20 protein-coding genes are annotated in these 21,700 nt (G+C 71.9%); 7 read left to right on the forward strand and 13 right to left on the reverse strand.

The window, feature by feature from the left end; genetic code table 11:
- Window position 1: 1 nt before the first annotated feature.
- From P3T37_RS34365 to P3T37_RS34390, 6 genes are all read right to left on the reverse strand, one after another.
- Window positions 2–1,006, reverse strand: a complete 1,005-nt coding sequence (locus P3T37_RS34365; RefSeq protein ID WP_280727875.1) for a MoxR family ATPase — start codon at window positions 1,004–1,006, stop codon at window positions 2–4.
- The gene (locus P3T37_RS34370; protein ID WP_280727876.1) at window positions 1,006–3,324 is read right to left on the reverse strand and encodes a trypsin-like peptidase domain-containing protein; all 2,319 of its coding nucleotides are present in this window, start codon (window positions 3,322–3,324) and stop codon (window positions 1,006–1,008) included. The genes P3T37_RS34365 and P3T37_RS34370 overlap by 1 nt, the downstream gene beginning before the upstream one ends.
- Window positions 3,325–3,327: 3 nt before the next feature.
- A complete protein-coding gene (locus P3T37_RS34375) occupies window positions 3,328–3,762 on the reverse strand; it encodes a CU044_2847 family protein (RefSeq protein WP_280727877.1) in 435 nt (144 codons plus the stop codon).
- A gap of 88 nt (window positions 3,763–3,850) precedes the next feature.
- A complete protein-coding gene (locus P3T37_RS34380; protein ID WP_280727878.1) occupies window positions 3,851–5,080 on the reverse strand; it encodes a DUF6596 domain-containing protein in 1,230 nt (409 codons plus the stop codon).
- A gap of 1 nt (window position 5,081) precedes the next feature.
- Window positions 5,082–5,435: a YciI family protein gene (locus P3T37_RS34385; protein WP_280727879.1), complete on the reverse strand. Its 354-nt coding sequence runs from the start codon at window positions 5,433–5,435 to the stop codon at window positions 5,082–5,084.
- Between the two features lie 75 nt (window positions 5,436–5,510).
- Window positions 5,511–6,824 (reverse strand): cytochrome P450, encoded by a 1,314-nt coding sequence (locus P3T37_RS34390; RefSeq protein ID WP_280727880.1) that lies wholly within the window; start codon window positions 6,822–6,824, stop codon window positions 5,511–5,513.
- Window positions 6,825–7,017: 193 nt separating this feature from the next.
- Between P3T37_RS34390 and P3T37_RS34395 the strand changes: the two genes are divergently transcribed.
- On the forward strand, window positions 7,018–7,980 hold the full coding sequence (locus P3T37_RS34395; RefSeq protein WP_280727881.1) for an EamA family transporter: 963 nt from the start codon (window positions 7,018–7,020) through the stop codon (window positions 7,978–7,980).
- A gap of 4 nt (window positions 7,981–7,984) precedes the next feature.
- Here P3T37_RS34395 and P3T37_RS34400 read toward each other — a convergent pair whose 3' ends face one another.
- Entirely contained in the window at window positions 7,985–8,917 is a 933-nt protein-coding gene (locus P3T37_RS34400) for a hypothetical protein (RefSeq protein WP_280727882.1), read from the reverse strand.
- A gap of 166 nt (window positions 8,918–9,083) precedes the next feature.
- Here P3T37_RS34400 and P3T37_RS34405 point away from each other — a divergent pair, with 166 nt between their 5' ends.
- From P3T37_RS34405 to P3T37_RS34415, 3 genes are all read left to right on the forward strand, one after another.
- Window positions 9,084–10,559 (forward strand): cytosine permease, encoded by a 1,476-nt coding sequence (locus P3T37_RS34405; protein ID WP_280727883.1) that lies wholly within the window; start codon window positions 9,084–9,086, stop codon window positions 10,557–10,559.
- Between the two features lie 67 nt (window positions 10,560–10,626).
- Window positions 10,627–12,609, forward strand: a complete 1,983-nt coding sequence (locus P3T37_RS34410; RefSeq protein ID WP_280727884.1) for a potassium transporter Kup — start codon at window positions 10,627–10,629, stop codon at window positions 12,607–12,609.
- A 126-nt stretch (window positions 12,610–12,735) separates the two neighbouring features.
- Window positions 12,736–13,083, forward strand: a complete 348-nt coding sequence (locus P3T37_RS34415) for a PadR family transcriptional regulator (protein ID WP_280727885.1) — start codon at window positions 12,736–12,738, stop codon at window positions 13,081–13,083.
- A 90-nt stretch (window positions 13,084–13,173) separates the two neighbouring features.
- On the opposite strand, the gene P3T37_RS34420 is transcribed toward P3T37_RS34415, so the two are convergent.
- The 4 genes from P3T37_RS34420 to P3T37_RS34435 all read right to left on the reverse strand — a co-directional run bounded on the left by P3T37_RS34420 (window position 13,174) and on the right by P3T37_RS34435 (window position 18,119).
- Window positions 13,174–14,673 (reverse strand): PTS transporter subunit EIIC, encoded by a 1,500-nt coding sequence (locus P3T37_RS34420; RefSeq protein WP_280727886.1) that lies wholly within the window; start codon window positions 14,671–14,673, stop codon window positions 13,174–13,176.
- Window positions 14,674–14,722: 49 nt separating this feature from the next.
- Window positions 14,723–15,658 (reverse strand): N-acetylmuramic acid 6-phosphate etherase, encoded by a 936-nt coding sequence (gene murQ / locus P3T37_RS34425; RefSeq protein WP_280727887.1) that lies wholly within the window; start codon window positions 15,656–15,658, stop codon window positions 14,723–14,725.
- Window positions 15,659–16,196: 538 nt separating this feature from the next.
- Window positions 16,197–16,733, reverse strand: coding sequence for an NUDIX hydrolase (locus P3T37_RS34430; protein ID WP_280727888.1), 537 nt, complete (start codon window positions 16,731–16,733; stop codon window positions 16,197–16,199).
- Between the two features lie 48 nt (window positions 16,734–16,781).
- On the reverse strand, window positions 16,782–18,119 hold the full coding sequence (locus tag P3T37_RS34435; RefSeq protein ID WP_280727889.1) for a transcriptional regulator: 1,338 nt from the start codon (window positions 18,117–18,119) through the stop codon (window positions 16,782–16,784).
- Between the two features lie 346 nt (window positions 18,120–18,465).
- Here P3T37_RS34435 and P3T37_RS34440 point away from each other — a divergent pair, with 346 nt between their 5' ends.
- The 3 genes from P3T37_RS34440 (at window position 18,466) to P3T37_RS34450 (ending at window position 20,779) form a co-directional block, all read left to right on the forward strand.
- The gene (locus P3T37_RS34440; protein ID WP_280727890.1) at window positions 18,466–18,816 is read left to right on the forward strand and encodes a hypothetical protein; all 351 of its coding nucleotides are present in this window, start codon (window positions 18,466–18,468) and stop codon (window positions 18,814–18,816) included.
- A complete protein-coding gene (locus P3T37_RS34445; RefSeq protein WP_280727891.1) occupies window positions 18,813–19,517 on the forward strand; it encodes a terpene synthase family protein in 705 nt (234 codons plus the stop codon). The genes P3T37_RS34440 and P3T37_RS34445 overlap by 4 nt, the downstream gene beginning before the upstream one ends.
- Before the next feature lie 80 nt (window positions 19,518–19,597).
- Complete coding sequence (locus tag P3T37_RS34450; protein ID WP_280727892.1) at window positions 19,598–20,779, forward strand: serpin family protein; 1,182 nt, start codon at window positions 19,598–19,600, stop codon at window positions 20,777–20,779.
- On the opposite strand, the gene P3T37_RS34455 is transcribed toward P3T37_RS34450, so the two are convergent.
- Both P3T37_RS34455 and P3T37_RS34460 read right to left on the reverse strand, forming a co-directional pair.
- Window positions 20,776–20,970 (reverse strand): acyl-CoA carboxylase subunit epsilon, encoded by a 195-nt coding sequence (locus P3T37_RS34455; protein ID WP_280727893.1) that lies wholly within the window; start codon window positions 20,968–20,970, stop codon window positions 20,776–20,778. The genes P3T37_RS34450 and P3T37_RS34455 overlap by 4 nt on opposite strands.
- A gap of 10 nt (window positions 20,971–20,980) precedes the next feature.
- Window positions 20,981–21,700, reverse strand: a 720-nt coding sequence (locus tag P3T37_RS34460; RefSeq protein ID WP_280727894.1) for a carboxyl transferase domain-containing protein, incomplete at its 5' end; no start/stop codon positions are given.

Consider the following 21,700-nt stretch of genomic DNA (forward strand, 5'->3'; position numbering starts at 1 on the left):
CTCAGACCGTCCCGCCGAGGCTGCGGTAGACGGTTTCCAGTAGGTCGGCTGCCTCCATCTCGACACCGACGGTCCGCAGGAAGACCGCGTTGAGCAGTTGGTCGGTCGCCAGCTCGCCCTGCCCGCGTCGGCGCAGGAACGCCTCCACGAGGTCCTCCGCGGCGGCGAGGGCCTGCTCGCCGAGGTGCGCCCGGACGATTCCGCGCAGGCGTTCCTGGTCCGGCTGCGGCAGGTCCAGGCGCAGGCAGCGGCGCAGGAACGCGGGCGGGAACTCGCGCTCACCGTTGCTGGTGATCACCACCACCGGGAACTCGGTGCAGCGCACCCGCCCGCGCCGCACCGGCGCCCGGACCCGTGCGTCGTCCGCGGTCGCCACCTCGGTCCAGGTCTCACTTTCCGGCAGTCTGGCCAGCTCGGGGATCTCGAAGGTGCCGTCCTCGAAGACGGTGAGCAGGTCGTTCGGCAGGTCGACATCGCCCTTGTCCAGCTCGTCCACCAGCAGGACCCGGGGCCGGGCGGCGGGGGCCAGTGCGGTGCCCAGCGGGCCCAGGCGGACGAAGTCGGACACCGGCGGGTCGGCGCCGGGGCCGACGTCGAGCCGGTCGCGGCGCATCGCGCTCTCCCGCAGGCGGCCGATCGCGTCGTAGCGGTAGAGCGCGTCCTGCACGGTGGAGCGGCTGTTGACCGGCCAGTGCAGGACGGCGCCCAGGTCGAGCTCGTGGGCGATCGCGGCGGCCAGCGAGCTCTTACCGGTGCCGGGGTAGCCGGTCACCAGCAGCGGGCGGCGCAGCAGCAGCGCCGCGTTCACCACGTCCGCCTGGACCCGGCCGATCAGGTAGTTCTCACCCGGCCCGGCGCTCCCGCGGCCCGACGCGTCCGACGGATCCGACGGGTTCGAGTGGAAGCTGCGCCAGGGTGGTGCGGGTGGGAGGTCCACCCGCCAGGGGATGTTGTCGCCGCGGAACAGGCGCCATGCGGTGGGCGGATCGACGGGTCGACCGGTCATCAGCAGAGGTCCTCTCTCTTCGGGGCCGCAAGGCGGGCGATCAGCTCCTCGGGGTCGACCGCCTCGGTGGCCGGCAGCGACGGGCGGGTCGGATCCTCGCGGGCCAGCACCGGCCGCACCCGGTACCCCTTCGGGTTGCCGTAGACCGCGGCCCGGTAGCTGCGCACCCGCTCCGGCAGGCCGTCGGCCGCCCCGGCCAGGGCCACCTCCTCGACCTGGGCCGCCGCGGCCGCGGTGCGCGCCTCGCGGTCCCAGCACACCAGGGGCACGCCGTACCGCAGGCAGACCGCCGCCAGCTCGGCCCGCACGGACGGGTTGGCCTGCCGGAGCACCACCCGGGCGACCTTGCGGTTCTGGAACAGCTCGCTGACCACCTGCTTCTCGCTGCGGTACCGGTCGTCGAGCGAGAGCACCGGTTCGGCGTCGCGGTGCTGCCAGCGCTTCGCCTGGGACCTGGTGCGCCGGTGCAGTTCGTCTCGCGAGCCCTGGAGGGCGAGCCGCACGACCAGCGCATCGGTCATCCCCAGCGGCTCGGGCAGGCCGCCGCGTTCGCGATGCCCGGCGTCGGCGCCGTCCCAGCTCTCCACGGCGAGGCCGAGATCCGCCTGGTCCAGGAACACCTCGATCGTCGGTTCCGCGTCCGCCGGGTCTGCCCTCTCGTCCTCCAAGGTCTCGCGCAGGTCGCGCAGCAGCCGGGCCACCTCGTCCGGGGTGAGCGGCCGGTCCGTCGCGCTCGGCGCCCGGCGCGGCGCGGCCCACCCGTGGTCCAGCCAGACCGCGCAGGTGAACCGGCCCGGGCCGCGCCCGTCCGCGTTGTCGTACCTGCTCAGATAGGCCATCACCCTCGCCTGGGAGGCGGCTCGGCCGTCGGCGGCCCGGTGTCCGCGGGCCCAGCCCACGGCGGCCGCGCGGTGCTCGTTCAGGGCGGCGCGCGGCACGCCCAGCCGGTCGGCGACCTGCTCCGACCAGCCGGCGACGGCCTGCGCCGCCTCGGCCGCCTCGACCGCCTGCCGACCGGCGCTGCCCGGGTCGGCGAGGCCCGCCGCGAGGAACTCGGCCACCCGCAGCAGCACCGGCACCAGCCGCACCACCGGTTCGGCCGTGGAGAACCCGCCCGTGTAGCCCTCCAGTTGCCGCACCAGGGTCGGATAGTCGGCAGGACCGTCCTGGGGCGGCAGCTCGATGTCGGGCGCGGCGGCGACGACGTAGCCGCGCAGCAGGAGCGGAGCCAGCTGTCCGCGCCGGTCCAGATGGTTCAGCAGGGTGAGCAGGGCGCGGTGCTCCGCGGGGGACAGCAGGCCGGGCGCCGCCACCGCGGCGGGCAGGCAGGACAGCCGGTCGGCCAGCGCGGGCCGGTCCGCGCGCAGGCTCTCCAGCAGCGCGGCCAGCAGCCGAGGGCGGCTGAGCGCCGCTTCGGCGAGCTTCTCCGCGGTGAGCGCCGTGATCCGTCGGCCCACGGTGAGCCCGCACTCCTGGGCCGCGTACTCGGCGTACCGAGCACGGTCCTCGGCCCTCGGGAGCAGCTCGCCGAGCTTGGCGGCCAGCTGGAACCGAGCACCGAACTCCAGTTCCTCCGGCTCCTGCGGCTCGGCGGCGCCGCGTCCGGCCTGCGGCAGGAGCCGGCCCGCATCGACTCCGGCCTGCTGGAGTTCCCTGCTGATGGTCTGCCAGGAGAACGCCAGGGCCCGCTCGGCGTAGCCGTTCGGGGAACCGTCCGCGGAGAGCAACTGGCCGGCCGCGATCCCGACGATGGCCCCGTCCGCCGCGGACCACAGCGGGCTGCCGCTGTATCCGGGGCCGATCCTCGGACCGGTCGGCTCCGCGTCCAGATAGCAGGCCCGGGTGCCGCATTCCTGAACCACCGCATTTGCGAAGGTGTCCGGTTGGCCTGCCGCGAACCAGGCCCGGACCTGCTGCTTGGGCTGCATCGGCCACCAGAACCGACCGACCGCGGACCCGAGTTCCGTACTCTCGGCGACCAGCAGGGCCAGGTCGCCGTGCCACTCGACGGCCCCGCGCACGACCCGGCCGCCCCGCACGTCACGCGGCGGGATCCACCGGTCGAGCCGCGCGGCCAACCTCCTTGGGACGCCGTCCGGTTGCATCACGGCGAGCCAGAGCTGCGGCGTGCCCGGGTGGTCGACCTCGTACACGTCCCGGTCCAGGGCGGCGTTCACCACATGGGCGCAGGTCAACACCGCACCGCCGGCCAGCAGGACGCCCGCACCCACCGGCCTCCCGCCGGACAGGACGCTGATCACGGCCGACTGCCCGGCCTCGCCGGCGTCCTCCGTGCGGGGATCGGAGAACCACTCCACCGGTCACTCGCCCGGGAGTTGCCAGGTCGCGGTGACCCGCATGCTGGCCTCACCGCTGCCACCCACGATGCCGAGCCTGAGATCGCTCCCGAAGCGCACCCCGAACTCGACGGACACCTCGTGCGGCCGCTGCGGCACCCGGGCCACCGTGTCGTGGACCTCCTGGAGCAACGGCACCAGGGGACGCAGCGCCGTGCGCAGCGCGTCCTGGGTCAGCCGGGCGACCCGGTGCGGCTGCTCGTTCTCGCCCTCGCCCTGGCCCTCGCCCTGACCCGAACGGGCCACCGGGCGCCCGCCGCTGGCCTCCGGCGGTCGCAGGTCGAGCGCGCCGTCCAGGCTTCCGCCGGCCGCCGCAGGTGAGGCTTCCCCGTTGATCGGGAACGCCTGCAGGAGAACTGAGGAACCGTCAACGAACTCGAACTCAAGATATTCCGGCACGCTCGGGATTGTGCCAAGCCTGAGCGCCGAACGCACCGGAAACGACAGGATCCGCCGCTGCCGCGCAGCTGCCGATCGTCGGCACCCTTCATCGCAGCTCCCTCAACCGGCCTTCCAGGAACTCGCGTTCGGCCTCGTTCTCGGTACGGGCGAGTGCTGCTTCGTAGGCACGCACCGCCTCGGCGTCACGACCCAGCCGCCGCAGCAGGTCGGCGCGGACGGCGTGGGCCAGGTGGTAGGCGTCCAGGTCGAGTGCCTCGACGAGGGCCAGTGCTGCTTCGGGGCCGTCGGTCTCGGCCACGGCGACCGCGCGGTGCAGGGCCACCACGGGGGTGGGGGCCAGCGCCATCTGCTGGTCGTAGAGCCGGACGATCTGCCGCCAGTCGGTGGCGGCTGCGGTGGGCGCGTCGCTGTGCACGGCGTTGATCGCCGCCTGGAGCTGGTACGGGCCCGGGCGGCCGAGCCGCAGGCAGCGCCGGACGAGCGCCTGCCCCTCGGCGATGAGCTCGCGGTCCCACCGCGAGCGGTCCTGGTCTGCGAGCAGCACCAGGGCACCGCCCGGAGCAGTGCGGGCGGGCTGTCGCGACTGGATGAGCAGCAGCAGCGCGAGCAGCCCCAGCACCTCCGGCTCGTCGGGCATCAGCTCGGCGAGCAGGCGTCCCAGTCGGACCGCCTCCGCGCGGAGCTCCTCACGCACGGGTGCCGCGCCGGAGCCGCTCAGGTAGCCCTCGTTGAAGACGAGGTACACCACGGCGAGCACCGGGCGCAGCCGCTCCGGCAGGTCGGCGTCGGCCGGGACGCGGTAGGGGATCCGGGCGTCGCGGATCTTGCCCTTGGCGCGGACGATCCGCTGCGCCATGGCCGGCTCGCCGACCAGGAAGGCACGGGCGATCTCGGCGGTGGTCAGCCCACCGAGCAACCGCAGCGTCAGCGCGACCTGCGCGGACTCGGCGAGGGCGGGATGGCAGCAGGTGAAGATCAGGCGCAGCCGGTCGTCGTGCACGGGTCCCTCCTCGGCCGGTTCACCGCGGGCGTGCAGCAGCGCCGCGTCGGCGTAGCGGCCCGGACGGGAGGCCTCCCGCCGCTGCCGGTCGATCGCCTTGTTCCGGGCCGTGGTGATGATCCATCCCGCCGGGCTGGGCGGCAGCCCGGCCTGCGGCCACTGCTGCACAGCCGTGGTGAAGGCCTCCTGGACCGCCTCCTCGGCGAGGTCGATGTCGCCGACGAGACGGACCAGGACGGCCACGGCGCGCCCGTACTCCTGACGGAAGACCCGTTCGATCTCGGTAGCCGGAGCCGCCGACGCAGCCGCCGCCACGTCAGTCCTCGGCCTCGCCCTGGAACGGCCGTACCTCCACCGGCAGGTGGGTGGCCAGCGCGTACCTGCGACCCCAGGCCAGCGCGGCGTCCAGGTCGGGGGCCCTGAGAATGGTGAACCCGCCGAGGTACTCCTTGCCCTCGGTGAACGGGCCGTCGGTGAGGAGCACCTCGCCGTTGCCGGGCCGCAGCACCGTCGCGGTGCTCGGGTCGTGCAGGCCCTGGCCGAACACCCAGCAGCCGGTGGACTCCAGCTCCCGGCGCAGCACGCCGAGATCGGTCATCACCGCCTCCAGGAACTCCGGCTCGGGCATGCCGCCCTGCGGCTGGTAGATGCTGAGCAGGTACTGCTTCATCGTGCTGATCCTTCCCTCGTTCCGATCGTTCTCACCCCCTACACGAACGGGACCCGGCGAAATCGACACCGTGCCTCAGCTGAGGTGGGCGGGGGTCGGGCCGTCGGGGCGGACGGTGATGCTGTAGGCGGCCCGGGTCGGGGTGGAGTGGAAGACCGGGGTGTGGGCAGGCAGCAGGTGTTCGAGCAGCACGGTCGTCTCGCGCAGCGCGAACTGGAGTCCCAGGCAGGCGCGCGGGCCGGTGCCGAAGGGCAGGTAGGCGCCCTGCTGGGCGGGGCGGGCCCCCGGGGTGGTGAAGCGCCGGGGATCGAAGCGCTCCGGGTCCGGCCACAGCTGCGGGTCGCGGTGGGTGAGATAGGGGCAGACCAGGACGTCGGTGCCGGCCTCGACGGCGTAGCCGGCCAGGACGTCGTCCGCGGCGGCGTGGCGGGGCAGCAGCCAGGCGGACGGGTAGAGCCGGAGCGTCTCGCTGACCAGGGCCTGGACGGCCTCCCTGCGCTCCGCCGATCCCGCGCCGCCGGCGGCCAGCGCAGCCGTACGGGCCTCGGGGTGGCGGTCCAGGAGCAGGTAGAGCCAGGTCAGCGTGGTGGCGGTGGTTTCGTGGCCGGCGAGCAGCAGGGTGACCAGTTCGTCGCGGATCAGCCGGTCGGTGTACTCGGGGCGCTCGGTGGCGGCGTCGAGCAGGACGTGCAGCAGGCCCGGGCCGTCGGGGCCGGCCGGGCCGGTACGGGCGGACTCGATGGCGCACCGGGCGACCGCGTCGATCCTGGCCAGGTCGGCGGCCACCGCCTCCCGGGCGTCCACGGCGTCGGTCGGCAGCGTCGGCAGGGCGGCCACCACGGTTCCCACGGAGGCCAGTTCGCGCTCGACGTCGGCGTCCAGGGGGTGGCCGGTGAGGGAGCGCCAGATGGTGTCCAGGGCGAAGCGGCGCATCTCCTCGCCCAGGTCGAAGGTCTCCCCGGTGCGGGCGTACCCGGCCCAGCGCTCGGCGGCGGTGCCGGCGGCCGCGAGGATCCGCTGCTCGTAGCGGCGCATCCCGGTGCTGGTGAACTGGGACTGCAGCAGGCGCCGCTGCCGCTTCCAGGCTTCGCCGGTGGCGGACACCACCCCGTCGCCGATCAGTACCCGGGCGCGGTGCGAGCGCTTGACGTAGGTGTCCGGGCGCTGGGCGAGCACGTGCTGCACCCCCTGCGGGCCGGTGACCAGGACGGTCGGCTGCGTCCCGAGGCGGAACCCGGCGACGGGGCCGAGCTCGGCCCGCGCCTGCGCCAGCAGGTCGACCAACTCCCCTCCCCCGGAACGCCATTGCTCCACCACTGCGGCGTCCAACTCGGGGACGGGGGTGGGAGTGTGCGTGGGGGCGGGGACGGGACTGGCTTGGGTGGCCACGGGCCTGCTCCTGTTCGACCGCTGGGCTTGCTCCTGACGGAGCATCGGCAACTCGGACTGTACGGGAGACGACGTGAGACTGGTCCGGGACTGGTCCGGGACTGGTCCGCGCGCTGATACCCGGTGGCGGACGAAACCTCGGATGCGGTCTGATAAGTATGAGCTCGTACAGCACTGAACGATGGAGACACCCATGACGGCCGCTGGCTCGCAACACACCTCCGAGTCGGCGCTCGCGCCCGGCGGGGGCACGGCCCCGGATCGGCAGCGGCTGTCCGGTGCGGTGTGGGCGGCACTGGCGGTGGTCTACGTGGTGTGGGGCTCGACGTACCTCGCCATCCGGATCGTGGTGGAGACCATGCCCGCGCTCCTCTCGGGCGCCGTGCGCTTTCTCGTCGCCGGCCTGCTCCTGCTGGGCCTGACGGCCTGGCGCCACGGGGTCGGAGCACTGCGGGTCACCCGGCGTGAACTGGGTTCGGCGGCGCTGGTGGGGGTGCTGCTGCTGGTGGGCGGCAACGGGCTGGTGGTGCTGGCCGAGGGCCGGATCCCGTCCGGGATGGCGGCGCTGCTGATCGCCGCGGTGCCGCTCTGGGTGGTCATCCTGCGGACGGCCGCCGGGGACCGGCCGGGCCGGGGCGCGCTGGTGGGCGTCCTGCTCGGACTGGTCGGACTCGCGGTGCTCTCGGCTCCGGGCATCAGCGGCAAGGTCTCGCTCGGCGGCGTGCTGATGCTGATGGGAGCCTCGATCGCCTGGTCCATCGGGTCGTTCGGCTCCTCCCGCCTGCCGATGCCCGCCAACCCGCTGACCGCCAGCACGTACGAGATGCTGGCGGGCGGGGCGGGCTGCCTGCTGGTGTCGCTGGCGCGCGGCGAGGAGCACGGGCTGGACCTGGCGGCGATCTCCACCCGCTCCTGGCTGGCGCTGGCCTACCTGGTGGTCTTCGGCTCGCTGCTGGCCTTCACCGCGTACGCCTGGCTGCTCCAGTCCGCGCCGCTCGGCCTGGTCGCCACGTACGCGTACGTGAACCCGGTGGTGGCGGTCTTCCTCGGCTGGCTGGTGCTGGCCGAGCGGCTGACGCTCCCCGAGCTGCTGGGTGGGGCGATCGTGGTGGTGGCGGTAGGCGTGGTGGTCAGTACCTCACGCCGGAGCAGTTGAGGCCTCAGCCGCAGTGGCTCCAGGGGCTGGTCCACGCGGTGCCCTGGTAGGAGCCGCCGAACTGGACGCAGGTCTTCGGGGCGTGCTCCGAGACCGGACCCGCGTAGTAGGTGAAGCTGCCCGGGTTGCTCGCCGAGGCGCCGCCCTGGACGCTCAGGGTCGCGTTCATCGCGACCGCGCCGCCGGGGTGGGCCGCGAGCGTGACGACGCAGTTGTTCCCGGTGGCGTTGTTGAAGAGCAGGTAGACGGTGGCGGCGCCGAGGTTGTGCGAGTCGACGACGGCGTAGCCGCTGCCGCAGACCTGACCGGCGCTGTACGGGTTGACCGCGGTCGGGGACGGCGTCGGCGTTGCCTTGGGCGGCGGCGGTGTGGTGGGTGTGGCGCCGGGCCGGGGAGCGGTGGTCGGGGCGCCGGGCGGCGGCGCAGCCGGGGTGCTGCCCGCGGCGGGCGCTCCTGGTGCAGCGGGCGCGCCGGGCGCTCCTGGTGCAGCGGGCGCTCCCGGCAGCGGAGCGGCGGACTTCGCCGGGGCCGCGCCCGAGGCGCCGGCGACGGGCGTGGCGGCCGTGGCACCGGGGCTGGAGCCCGCGCCTGCGCTGGACGCGGCGGTGGCCGAGGCGCTCGGGGCGGCGCCCCCGTGCGCGGCCCCGAACGCGCCGACGCTCGGATCGCCGGTGCCCCCGTTGCTGTCGAGGCCGGTGACCGCCGTCGAGCCGGCGTGGGCGGACTTCTGCGTCGTGCCCGACAGCTGAACCGCGGTGACCACGATGCCGCCGACGGCGGCCACGGCCACCACCCCGCTCACCACCGCGCGGATCTGCCGACGCCGCTGAACCTGCTGTTCGTGGCGCTCCGCCAGGGCAGCCCAGTCGGGATGCCCGGTCTCGGTCACCAGGGGCTCGCCGCTACCCGCCGCCCCTGTCCCCCATGTCTCCGTCATGGGCCGACATCCTAGAACACCTGCCTGCCGCCTCCGCCAGCGACCGTCGCAGCGGTCCATCCGGAGCAAAGTACGATGGTTCGACCCGCGCGCTACGCGCGAAGAGTTCCGCCAATAGTGCATATGTCCTAGTTGTCCCCCGCTTCACACGCCCGGAGCCACCCTCATGGACCTGTCCACCGCCGACACCGACGGCGCGATAGAGACACGCGGTATCGAACCCGTCCCGGACCACGAGCGCCGCGGCAGAGTCCGCGAGCTCTTCCCGACCTGGGTCGCGGCGAACATCAGCGTCCTGCTCCTCACCATGGGTGCGGCCCTGGTGGTGTTCAACCGGTTGAACTTCTGGCAGGTCCTGATCGTCGCGGCGTGCGCCGCGCTCGCCTCGTTCGGCATGGTCGGCCTGCTGTCGGTCTCCGGAAAGTGGGGCGGGGCGCCGGGTGCCACCCTCTCGCGGGCCACCTTCGGTGTGCGCGGCAACCTCTTCCCCGGAGCGATCCTCTGGGTCGCCCGGTTCGGATGGGAGACGATCAACGCCGTCACCGGTGCGTACGCCGTACTGACCGTTCTCGACCTGTGCTTCGGCATCAAGAGCAACACCGCGCTGATCGTCATCACGCTCTTCGTCTTCGTCGCCTGTACGTTCCTGGTCTCCGGCATGGGCCGGAAGGCGCTGAACGTCTGCAACACCTGGTCGACGTACCTCTTCGGCATCTTCAGCGTCCTGGTGCTGGGCTACCTGGTCGCGACCATGCACTGGAGCGAGGTCTTCTCCAAGCCCGCGGGGACCACCGCGATGATGATCGCCGGCATCGGGACGATCGCCGCCGGCGGCATCAGCTGGGTCCCCACCGGCCCGGACTTCGCCCGCTACCTGCCGCACGCCGCCTCCGGTAGGAAGATCGTCGGCGTGACGGTCTCCGGCGCCGGTCTGGTGATGGTGCCGATGGTGCTGATGGGTGCCGTGATGGCGGTGGCCTCGCCCGGTCTGGCGCAGGCCGCGGACCCGGTCTCCTTCCTCGGCGACCTGCTGCCGACCTGGCTGGCCGTGCCGTACCTGCTGACCGCGATCGTGGGCATGCTGCTGATCAACAGCCTCTCGATGTACTCGGCGGGCTTCACCGCCCAGACCATGGGCGTCAAGCTGCCGCGCGCCATGGCCGTCAGCATCAACGCCGTGATCTCGCTGGTCGGCGGGCTGCTGCTGATGCTGGTCGCCACGAGCTTCCTGGGCTCCTTCATCACCTTCCTGATCCTGCTCGCCGTCTCCTTCTCGGCCTGGATCGGCGTCTACGCCGTGGACATGTTCCGGCGCCGGTCGCGCGCGGTGCGCTACGACGCCGCCGCGCTGATGGACACCAGCCGGAGCAGCCGGTACTGGTACGTGGGCGGCTTCTGCTGGCAGGCGATGGTGTCCTGGGTGCTCGCCCTGCTGATCGGGCTCGCCTTCACCAAGTGCGACTGGTTCGCCGGCCCGCTCGCGGGCACTCCCGTCGGCAGGTACGGGCTCGCCTGGGCGGCGACCATCGTGATCTCCGGCGTGATCATGGCCGTGCTCCCCGCGCCCCGCGAGAACACCGCCGCCACCAGCGAGGAGACCGTCGGACGCAGGGCTGAGCGGGCCGAACGGGTCACCGCCTGACGCGAACGCGCGTTCCGGCACCGGGGCCCGGTACCGGAATGAGCCATGCGTATGATCTGCGTTCATTATGAGTATCGAAATCGCTAAGAGCACGCCCGCCGGCCTGACCCCACCTGAACCCGGCGGCGCGCCCGAGGGCAAGGGATCCGGCAGCCGCCGCCCCGCCATGGCGGCCCTGACCCTCGGCGCGTTGGGCGTCGTCTTCGGCGACATCGGCACCAGCCCGCTGTACGCGATCCAGACCGTTTTCACCGCCGACAACAACGCGGTCGGGACGTCGCCGGACCAGGTGTACGGCGTCATCTCCCTGGTGTTCTGGGCGATCACCCTGATCGTGTCGGTCAAGTACGTGACCTTCATCCTGCGCGCCGACAACGGCGGCGAGGGCGGGATCATGGCGCTCACCGCCCTGGTCCAGAAGCTCGACTTCAAGTCCGCGCGCACCAAGGTGATCCTGGTGGCGCTCGGGATCTTCGGGGCGTCGCTGTTCTACGGCGACGGGATGATCACGCCGGCGATCTCGGTGCTGTCGGCCGTCGAGGGGCTGAAGGTCTCGGCTCCGGGCCTGAGCAGCTTCGTGATCCCGGTGACGATCGCGGTGCTGGTGCTGCTCTTCGCGATCCAGCGCTACGGCACCAACCTGGTGGGCAACCTGTTCGGCCCGGTCATGGCGGTGTGGTTCCTCATCCTGGGCGCCACCGGCGGCGCCGAGGTGCTGAGCCACCCCGGCATCATCAAGGCGCTGTCGCCGGTGTACGGCCTGCGCTTCATCGTGGACCACGGACTGATCGCGTTCGTGGCACTGGCCTCGGTCGTGCTGGCCGTGACCGGCGCCGAGGCGCTCTACGCGGACATGGGCCACTTCGGCCGGTCGCCGATCCACCGCGCCTGGTTCTTCCTGGTCTTCCCGACGCTGACGCTCAACTACCTCGGCCAGGGCTCGCTCATCCTGCGCACGCCGTCGGCGATCTCGAACCCGTTCTTCCTGCTGATGCCCGGCTGGGCGCAGTTCCCGATGGTGATCCTGGCGACCATCGCCACCGTGATCGCCTCGCAGGCCGTCATCTCCGGTGCGTTCAGCGTCACGCGTCAAGCGGTGCAGCTGGGCGTCCTGCCCCACATGACCATCCGCCACACCTCGGAGCACGAGGTCGGCCAGGTCTACGCGCCCGTGATCAACTGGGGTCTGTTCGGCGCGGTCGTGGCCCTGGTGGTGGGCTTCGGCTCGTCCGCCGCGCTCGCCTCCGCGTACGGCGTGGCGGTCACCGCCACCTTCGTGCTCAACACCGTGCTCTTCCTGGCTGTGGCCCGGGTCATGATGCGCAAGCCGGGCTGGATGATCGCGCTCGGCGCCGTCGTCTTCCTGACCAGCGAGATCGCGTTCTTCGCGGCGAACCTGACCAAGGTCGTGCACGGCGGCTGGCTGCCGCTGCTGGTCGCGTTCACGGTCTTCACGATCCTGATCACCTGGCAGCGGGGCCGGCAGATCGTCACCCCGAACCGGACCGCGCTGGAGGGTTCGCTGCGCGAGTTCTGCGACATCGTCGACGCGATGGACCCGCCGGTGCACCGGGTCGACGGCACCGCGGTGTTCCTCAACCGCAACATCGAGACCACTCCGCTGGCGCTGCGGGCCAACGTCGAGCACAACCACACGCTGCACAAGAACGTGGTCATCCTGTCGGTCGTCGTGGAACGCGTACCCACGATCCCCGAGTCGGAGCGGTGCGCCTTCGACGACCTCGGCCACAGCGACGACGGCATCACCCACCTCACCGCGCGATTCGGCTTCCAGGACGAGCCGAACATCCCGCAGGTGCTGCGGCTCGCCGCGCAGCACCCCGACGCGGGTCAGATCCACGGGCTGCAGGTGGATGACGTGTCCTACTTCCTCTCGCGGATGACGATCATCAGGACCGACGCGCCGGGCATGCAGCGGTGGCGCAAGAAGCTCTTCCTGACGCTCGCCAACAACGCGAGCAGCCCCGTCACGTACTTCGGTCTGCCCAGTGACCGGTGCGTCATCATGGGCGCCCAGGTCTCGGTGTGAGCCGGTAGGGCCCAGGAGGGGGACAGGCCGAACGGGCCCGGGCAGGCGTCACACGCCGCCCGGGCCCGTTCGGCTTTCCCGGACAGTGCTGGACGGCATATGCCGATGAGCGATATATATAGCCACATGACAGAGCGCTCCATGCAGGAGCCGACGCTGCTTCTGCTCACCGCACTGGCCGATGCCCCACGACACGGCTACGCCCTGATCCAGGAAATCGCCGTGATCTCGGACGGCCGGGTCAAGATGCGCACCGGCACGCTCTACAGCGCGCTGGACCGCCTGCTCCAGCAGGGGCTGATCCAGGTCGAACGCGACGAGGTGATCGACGGCCGCGCCCGCCGCACGTACGCCCTCGCCGACGCCGGGCGGGCCACCCTGGCCGCCGAGGCCGACCGGCTGCGCGCGGTGGTCGCCGAGGCCGACCGGCGCCTGAGCACCATCCGTCCGACGGCCAGGGGGGCCCTCGCATGAAGGGTGGTGGCAGCCGCCGTCCGCTACCTGAAGCCCGCCGCGGAGGCCCCGAACCCCCTCGGCAGGGCGTAACTCCCGGTCCGCACACCGCTACTCGGGCTCGGGCTCGGGCTCGGGCTCGGGCTCGGGCACGGGCTCGGACTCGGGCTCGGGCTCCCGGTTCAGGTCGGCGAGCATGGGTCGAGTGAAGCCGAAGAGGTAGGTGGCCAGGAAGCCGACCAGGTAGCCCGTCAGGAGCCCGCCCGCGTAGACCGCGACGGCTGCGCCCAGTCCGCCGTGGGGGCCCCTGAGCAGGGGGACGAGTGCCCAGCCCGAGGGGCCGATGGCGGTCGAACCGACGGGCGTGCCGAGCTGGTTGCACAGGCCGATGAACGCGCCGCCCGCCGCGCCGCCCAGGCAGGCCGTCACGAACGGACGGCCCAGCGGCAGCGAGACGCCGTAGATCAGCGGCTCCCCCACGCCGAGGAGCCCGGCGGGGAGAGCAGACCTGATGGTGTCCCGGATCGCGCTGTTCCGGTGCAGCCGGACGTAGACCGCGATCGCGCAGCCGACCTGGCCGGCGCCGGCCATCGCCAGGATCGGCAGCAGCAGGGTGTAGCCCTGCTGCTGGATCAGGGTGACGTGGATCGGGATCAGCACCTGGTGCAGGCCCAGCATCACCAGCGGCAGGAAGAGCCCGCCGAGCAGCAGCCCGGCGGACGCCCCGCCGTGCGAGAGCAGCCAACTCGCCGCGCTGCCGGTCGCGTCGGCGACGACGCCGGCGAGGCGCAGCAGCCCGAAGACGGTCACCAGGCCGGTCAGCAGGACGGTCAGGGTCGGGGTGAGCAGGACGTCCAGCGCCTGCGGCACCAGCCGTCGGCACAACCGCTCGATCCGGACCGCCAGCAGGGCCGCGGCCAGGGCGCCGAGCACGCCGCCCTGGCCGGGGGCGAGCTTCTGCCCGAGGACGGAGACGTTCGCCACCCCCGGGTAGACGATCACGGCCGCGACGGCGCCGCCGAGGATCGGGGTGCCGCCGAACTCCTTGGCCGTGTTGTACCCGACGAACACCGCGATCAGCGACATGAACCCGCCCGCGATCGCGCCCAGTGCCGGGACCAGGCCGGGCGCCCAACCGAGGTTGGCCAGCAGTCCGTTGACGCCCGCCACGACGCCGCAGCCGATCAGGGCCGGGATCAGCGGCACGAAGACGCCGGCCACCCGGCGCAGCGCGCGCCTGACCGGGGTGGCGTTGCGGCCCTGGCCGGTGCCGGTGCCGGTGCCGCCGATGCCGACGCCGCCGGTGACGGTGCCGGGCGCGGCGGTCGGGGCTCGGTGGATCCGGTCGGCTTCGAGGAGCCGTTCCAGCTCCTTCGCGACCTGCGCCACTGCGCCGGGGCCAACCACGATCTGGTAGGTGTCGTCTTCGACCACTCCCAACACCGCTGGGAGGGCACGAAGTTCAGCGCGCTGGACGAGAGCGCGGTCGCGCAGGCCCAGGCGCAGGCGGGTCATGCAGTGGGTGACGGTGCTGATGTTCGCGGCGCCCCCGAGCAGCGGGAGGATCGCGGCGGCGGTGGCGCGGTGGGTCGGGTGGCTCGCGTCGGACACGGGTGCTCGCTTTCTGGTCGGAGGTGGCGGGCCTGTGGTGGTGGCGGTGTCAGGTCGATTCGTCGGCCAGGGCGTTCCGCAGCCGGCCCTGGTGGCGGGCGAGCCGGGCGGCCGCGGTCGGCGCGTCGATCCCGCCGAGGATCACCAGCAGGGCGTTCTTCACCTCGCCGCCGGTGGCGGTCAGGGCGCGCTCGATCGTCGCGTCGTCGGCGCCGGTGGCCAGCGCGAGGATCCGGCGTGCCCGCGCCCGCAGCTTCTCGTTCGTGGCCCGCAGGTCGACCATCAGATTTCCGTAGGTCCTGCCGAGTCGGATCATGGTGACGGTGGAGATCAGGTTGAGGACCAGCTTCTGCGCGCTGCCGGCCTTGAGCCGGGTCGAGCCGGCCAGCACCTCCGGGCCGACCACCACCTCGATGCCGTACTCGGCCGCCGCCGCCAGCGCGGAGTCCGCGTTGCAGGAGAGCCCGACGGTGAGCGCGCCGAGCTCCCGGGCGTACTCGACGGCGGCGAGCGGATAGGGCGTTCGGCCCGAGGCGGAGACGCCGACCACGCTGTCCCGCTCCGTCAGCCCGATCCGCACGAGGTCGGCGGCGGCCGCCGCGCGGTCGTCCTCGGCCCCCTCGACGGCGCTGTGCAACGCGGACGGCCCGCCGGCGATCAGGCCGAGCACCTGGCCGGGCGCGGTGTTGAAGGTGGGCGGGCACTCGCTGGCGTCGAGCACGCCCAGGCGTCCGGCGGTGCCCGCGCCCACGTAGACGAGCCTTCCGCCGCACGCCATCCGCTCGGCGATGGCGTCGATGGCGGCGGCGATGCACGGCAGTTGAGCGGCGACGGCGGCCGGGACCAGTTGGTCCTCGGCGTTCATCAGCCGGACGATCTCCAGGGTGGGCAACTCGTCGATCCGGGCGAGTTCGGGACGGTGGGCCTCGGTGGTCAGTCGCCCCAACTGTTCCTCGGCCTGTTCCTCGGCCTGTTCCTCGGCCATCGGGTCGCCTCCGCAGTCGGGTTCCGCAGGTCGGGTGAGGTGTCGAGCGCGTGCGCCGGTGCCCGCCGGCCAAGTTGTAGTGGCCGCCTCGGCCAACCTCGCGCAATGACCCTCCGGTGGGCGCGCCGTCCGGATGGGCTGACGTGAGCCGTTCAGCGGCGCGCCGGCACTACTCCTCCTCGGTCCGGTAGAGGAGAAGGGACCAGGACCTGTGCACGCGGATCCGGGTGTCGACGAAGACAACCCGGATCCGGACATCGCGGTGATCGTGACGCGCTTCGCCTGCCCAACAGGTGCACCCACTCGTGCTCTGCTACCTGGTCGGGCTGGTCGTGGTTGCCGGCCTTGGTGTCAGCCGACCAGGTGGTGGAACCCGTAGTCGATGGCTCGCTGGACGAACTGCCTGAGCTGATCGCGAAGTTCAATGCTGGCGCGAGCTGAGCGTGGCTGACCAGCACGGCCCAACCTACGTCCGGCAGACGACCTGGAGCGCGTTCCAGGTCGCAGCCCCAGCCACTGCTTCTCCCGCCGCCGGGCTTCAGGCCCCGGTCAGGTGGTGCAGTAGCAGCAGCGCGGCTACTGCGTTGGCGCTGCGCACCTCACCCTTGGTCACCAGTTCCGGCACGCTGCTGATGGGGACCCACTCGCGGCGGTCCGACTCGAAGTCGTCCTCCGGCAGGCCGACGTACTCGGCGCTGTCCGACCAGTAGACGTGGTGCAGGCCGTCCGCGAGTCCGTTGGACGGCTCGACTGTCAGCAGCTGGCGTAGCGGCCCGGGGCGCCAGCCGGTTTCCTCCAGCATCTCCCGGCTCGCCGCGTCCTCCAGGCTCTCGCCGTCCTCTACGACACCGGCCGCGAGTTCCCAGCCCCACGAGTCGGTGATGAATCGGTGCCGCCAGATCAGCAGCGCCTCATTGTCCGAGTTGACGGCGGTGGCGAGCGCAACAGGGCGCTGCCGGAGGACGTAGTGGTCAAGGTGTCGGCCGTCGGGCAGCTCGACGTCGGCCAGGTTGACCCGAAGCCACGGGTTCTCGTAGACCGTGTGCTCGGTCAGGTTCTTCCACACCGACGACACGCTGTGCTCCCCACTCAGGACTGGCTGCTCGCGCCCAGGGTAGGGCAGCTACAGCGGTACCGAGAGCGACGCATCGATCTGGTCGACCGCGTCGCGGGCGGCCGCTGTGTGGCTGTCGGCCAGTTGGAGACGAAGCTCCGCGAAGCGGTCTCGGAGCCGCTGCGACTCCATGCCGCTGGCCAGGTGGAGGGCGGCCACCGCGTTGGCCGCGGCCTGCTCGACCGCGCCCCGCCCGAGGTCAACGGTGGTCAGGGTCGCCATGCGGTGGACACGACCGCGCGGGTGGGCCTGGACGCGAACGGCTTCCTCAGCGTAGGTGCGCGCGGGGCTCCAGTCCCCGAGGCTGATCAAGGCCTCAGCGAGCTGTGCCTCAACCAGGCCGGGCTGCACGTACCCGGTCTCAGGGGGCTCGCTCTCGGGGCGAATACCAGCGGCCGCGGTCTCTGCCCGTCCCATCGCCTGATGGGCTCCAGTGGTGTCGCCCATCCTGGCGAAGGCTTTCGCCTGCATCGCGAAGAGGTCGGTGGCCAGCGCGGGACTGATGGCGGCGCCCGCGCTGCGGACGCCGGCCTCGGCGAACGCGACGGCCTGCCGATAGTCCTTGAGGAAGAGCGCCTGATTGACGAGCAGGGCCACGACGTATCCGCCGAACGCCCGGTCGCCGCTCGCCTTGGCCAGGCGCAGCGCTTGGTGGAAGTAGCGCTGTGCCAGGCCCTGATGGTCGGAGTCGTAGGCGCAGATGCCAGCCACCGCAACGAGGCCGCCGGCTGCCCGGTAGAGATCGCGGCCGACAACGTCGGTGTAGGTGCCGCGGATCAGGGGTGCGGTGTGGTTTGCGAGGAACCCGACGACGCGAGCGCGGGTGGCCACGCCGCCGGAGGCGCGGTACATCTGCTCGTAGCGGTTGCGTGCAGCACGGAGCATGGCCAGGTCGGCGTGGCCGACGTTCTGAGTACCGCGCCGTGAGATGTCGGCGTCGTCCGGCGGGTTCTCCCACTCCCAGACTGGGATGATAGCTGGCGTGCCGACTATGGCTGGGGCGGCTTGGACCTCGGTTCGGTGTTGCTGGTCCGAGCGCCAGAGTGCCACTGCGCGGTCAACGAACGCGCCGAGGGCTGTCGGCTGAGGGAGACTGTTGGGCTGGCCCATGCCGATGTCGTCAAGGCTGACCGGGCGTCGGAGTTTTCGACTGAGGACGTCGCAGATCAGGTCTGGACCGTCTCCGCGTGGTCGCTGACCGCGGAGCCAGCGCGTTACGGAGGTGTGGTCGTAGCGTGTCTCCTTCCCACGGCTCGCGGCAGCCTTGTTGACCCGTGCGGCGAGGCCGGCGTGGGACATGCCCCCGGCCTCTTCAAGGAGAACGTCCAGCAGGATGTTTGGCTCCATGGGGCCACCTCACGGCAGAACTTGAATGCTCGTCAAAGGCTATCTGACTCCGGTTCACACGGGGTGTGAAGCAAACGCTCGACCTGGCTCCTCGCACCTCCTGTCCGGGTCCAGGCCCGTCGATCAACATGGTCGACATGACGCAGGTGACACTGAAGAAAAGCATCGTGCGTGTGGAGCCGCGCAGGCGTAGTCCCACCGCAGCCCAGCTTCACGGACAGGCGTGTATCAACTGCAACGGGACCGATCCACCGCTGGTAGCCACCGGGCTATTCTTCACGCGGTCGGGTAGCGGCAAGCTCGGCTGGGCTGTCGTCTCCTGTGCTGAGCATGCGGAGGCCGGCCGATGACGGATCAGCGGGAGTCCATCGAACTCGGTGAGGAGCACCGGCAGTTCTACCGGACACTGCCGACTCCGTTCTGGGGTGGGGTAGCCGAGTCCCGGCCGGCGCCCCGCGTAGCCGCCGTGGCCCAGCCTCGGTCTTCGGCTCCGTCTCCGGTGTTCGGTTGGAGTCTGGAGCGGTCCTACGACGAACCGGCTGCGAGCATGGACCTCGCCCGGATCACGGGGCAGCTTCGGGCGATGACCCGGGACGGCCTCGGGAGCGCCGATCTGTCGGAGGCCCTGGAACTCATCGCCGTGATGACCGTCATCGTGCAGCGGGTTGAGCGGCACACGAGGGATGGGGCGTCATGATGGGGCATCAGCGACCGTACGCGGACCTCGGGCTGGAGCCGGTGCGGCAACCCGCGTCGTCCGATCCTCGGCGTACGGATCTGTATGTGGGTGTTCGTACCTGGATGGTGCAGTTCGATGTCCATCCGGCGCCTGACGACTACCTGCGCCATGGGTACGTCGAGCTCTGTCTCAGGGCGTGGCCCACCGCGGTTGGCGCGCCTCTGCACCTGGCTGCGCAGTGGGCGGTGCTGGTCTGGCTGCTGGACGATGAGCTGGACCGGGAGCCGGCCGGTGCGCCGCCAGAGGTGGTCGATCGACTGGTGCTGGCGCTGCTGAATGCCGTGGGCGGGGATGTGCAGCCGGTGGTTGGCGAGCACCCTCTCGTGTGTGCGATTGCGGATCTGGTGGGGCGGACGCGGGAGGTGATGCCGGGGTTCTGGTGGGGGCGGTACCGGCGGCAGTTGGCTGCGTGGATCCGGGCGGCCCACGAGAAGCTGGTCGAGTATGGGCGTTGTGGGCGGACACCGACGCTGCGGGAGTATCTGGCGGTGCGGCCGGCCGATGGCGGGATGCTGCTCGCCGCGATGTGGTGCGAGCTGGCCGAGCAGTGCGTCACGTCCGACTGGAACACGCCGCTGGTGCAGGAGCTGTTGCACGCGTTCTCCGCCTGCGCGCACCGCGCTTCAGGAGCGCGACGGCGTGTTCGCCGGTGCTCTTGAGAGCTTCCGGGTCGCGCTGGCGGAGTGGATGGTGGCGAGTGCGCGATACGCGCGTGCGAAAGCCCTATGGTGATCAAGTGATGAGTTCTGCTGTCCGGGCGGTCAACGCGTTGACGGCCCGCTGGGCTGCCGCTCTGCCGGGCGACGGCACAGCGTTCACCGGCGCCGGGGTGTGGCCGCTGCTCGCCCTCCTGGCGGACGGCGCCGGCGGGGCTGCCCGGGGGGAGCTCGCGGAGGCTGTCGGGGTTCCGGCGGAGGGTGCGGCGGCCGGGGCGCGGGGGCTGCTGGCCGCGATCGGTGCGATGCGCGGTGTGCGGAGCGCGCTGGGGCTGTGGACCCATGAGGAGATACCGCTGGAGTCGCACTGGTTGGCCGCGCTGCCCGATCGCGTCCACGAGCGGCTCAGCGGCGACCCGGTCCCGGATCAGGCTCGGCTCGACGCCTGGGCGGCGCGGTGCACCGACGGGCGGATCGCGTCGATGTCCGTCGACGTGGACGAGGACACCCGGCTGGTGCTGGCCGGTGCGTTGACGGTCCGCACCGACTGGATCCGCCCGTTCACGACTGGTTGGCTGGATCCGGAGTCCGGGCCCTGGCGCGGCAGGGGCCTGGCCGGCCTGTACCGGGTCAGCCGGCTGCTCGACCGGGTGGGAGTCGCGCAGTCCCCGGTCGGTCCGATCACGGTGCTGCGGGTGCTCGGTGCCCAGGGGGTCGACGTCCACCTGTTCCTGGGGGCGGAGGAGGCCGCGCCGGGTCAGGTGCTGTCCGCCGCGGTGCAGACCCTGTCCCGGCGGAGCAGCGTGCTCCCGGGCGATCAACTCCCGTACGGGGAACCAGGTCCCGGGCTGAGCGTCGCGCGCGTCCCCAGCTTCGACGGTGAGCCGCGGCTGTGGGTGCAGACCGCTGCCTTCACCGTCAGTGCCCGGCACGATCTGCTTGACCACGCTGATCTGTTCGGCCTTCGCACGGCGTCGGATCTGACCCGAGGACACTTTCCCGGGATCAGTAGCAAACCGCTGGCGGTCCAGGCGGCCGGGCAGGCGACGACCGCCACGTTCGGTGCACTCGGCTTCCGTTCGGCGAGCATCACCGCGCTGAGCGGCGCGGCGGCGGGGATGCCGCAGTACCGTTACCGCGCCCGCAGGATCAGCGCTCACTTCGACCGTCCGTTCGGGTTCCTCGCCGTCCACCGGGCTTCGCGGCTGGTGCTGAACGCCGGCTGGGTCACCGAACCGGAGGCAGGAGCGGACCTTTTCGGTTAGGCGGCCTGCTGCCAGCTGACGGGCGAGTAGTACGCCGGGCGGCGCTCCAGGCGCTGCCAGCGGGCGATCGGCTCCAGCGGTGCGGCCCCTGCCGCGGCGGCCTGCTGGGCGGCGGCGCGGGCCATCAGGACCGCGGTGAGGGCGGCGAGTTCCTCGTCGTCGAGGGTGCCGCGGGTGATGGTGATGGTCATGGGTGGGTCCTCACATGGGTGGGTTGCCGTGCTTGCGGGAGGGCAGGTCGGCGTGCTTGGTGCGGAGCATGGCGAGGGCCGCGGCCAGGACGGAGCGGGTCTCGGCGGGGTCGATGACGTCGTCCACGAGGCCGCGTTCGGCCGCGTAGTACGGGTGCATCAGCTCGTTCTTGTATTCCTTGATCTTCTGGGCGCGCATCGCCTCGGGGTCCTCGGCGGCGTTGATCTCGCGGCGGAAGATCACGTTGGCGGCGCCCTCGGCACCCATCACGGCGATCTCGTTGGTCGGCCACGCGTAGGACAGGTCCGCGCCGATCGAGCGGGAGTCCATCACGATGTACGCGCCGCCGTAGGCCTTGCGCAGGATCAGCTGGATCCGCGGGACGGTGGCGTTGCAGTACGCGTACAGCAGCTTGGCGCCGTGCCGGATGATGCCGTCGTGCTCCTGGTCGACGCCGGGCAGGAAGCCGGGCACGTCCAGCAGGGTCACCAGCGGGATGTTGAAGGCATCGCACATCTGCACGAACCGGGCGGCCTTCTCCGAAGCATTGATGTCCAGCACACCGGCCAGCGACTGCGGCTGGTTGGCGATCAGGCCCACCACGTGCCCGTCGATGCGGGCCAGCGCGACGATTACGTTGGTGGCCCAGCGCTCGTGGACCTCCAGGTACTCGCCGTGGTCGACGATCTCCTCGATCACCTTGCGCATGTCGTAGGGCCGGTTGCCGTC

Source organism: Kitasatospora sp. MAA4, assembly GCF_029893355.1.
Lineage (GTDB): Bacteria > Actinomycetota > Actinomycetes > Streptomycetales > Streptomycetaceae > Kitasatospora.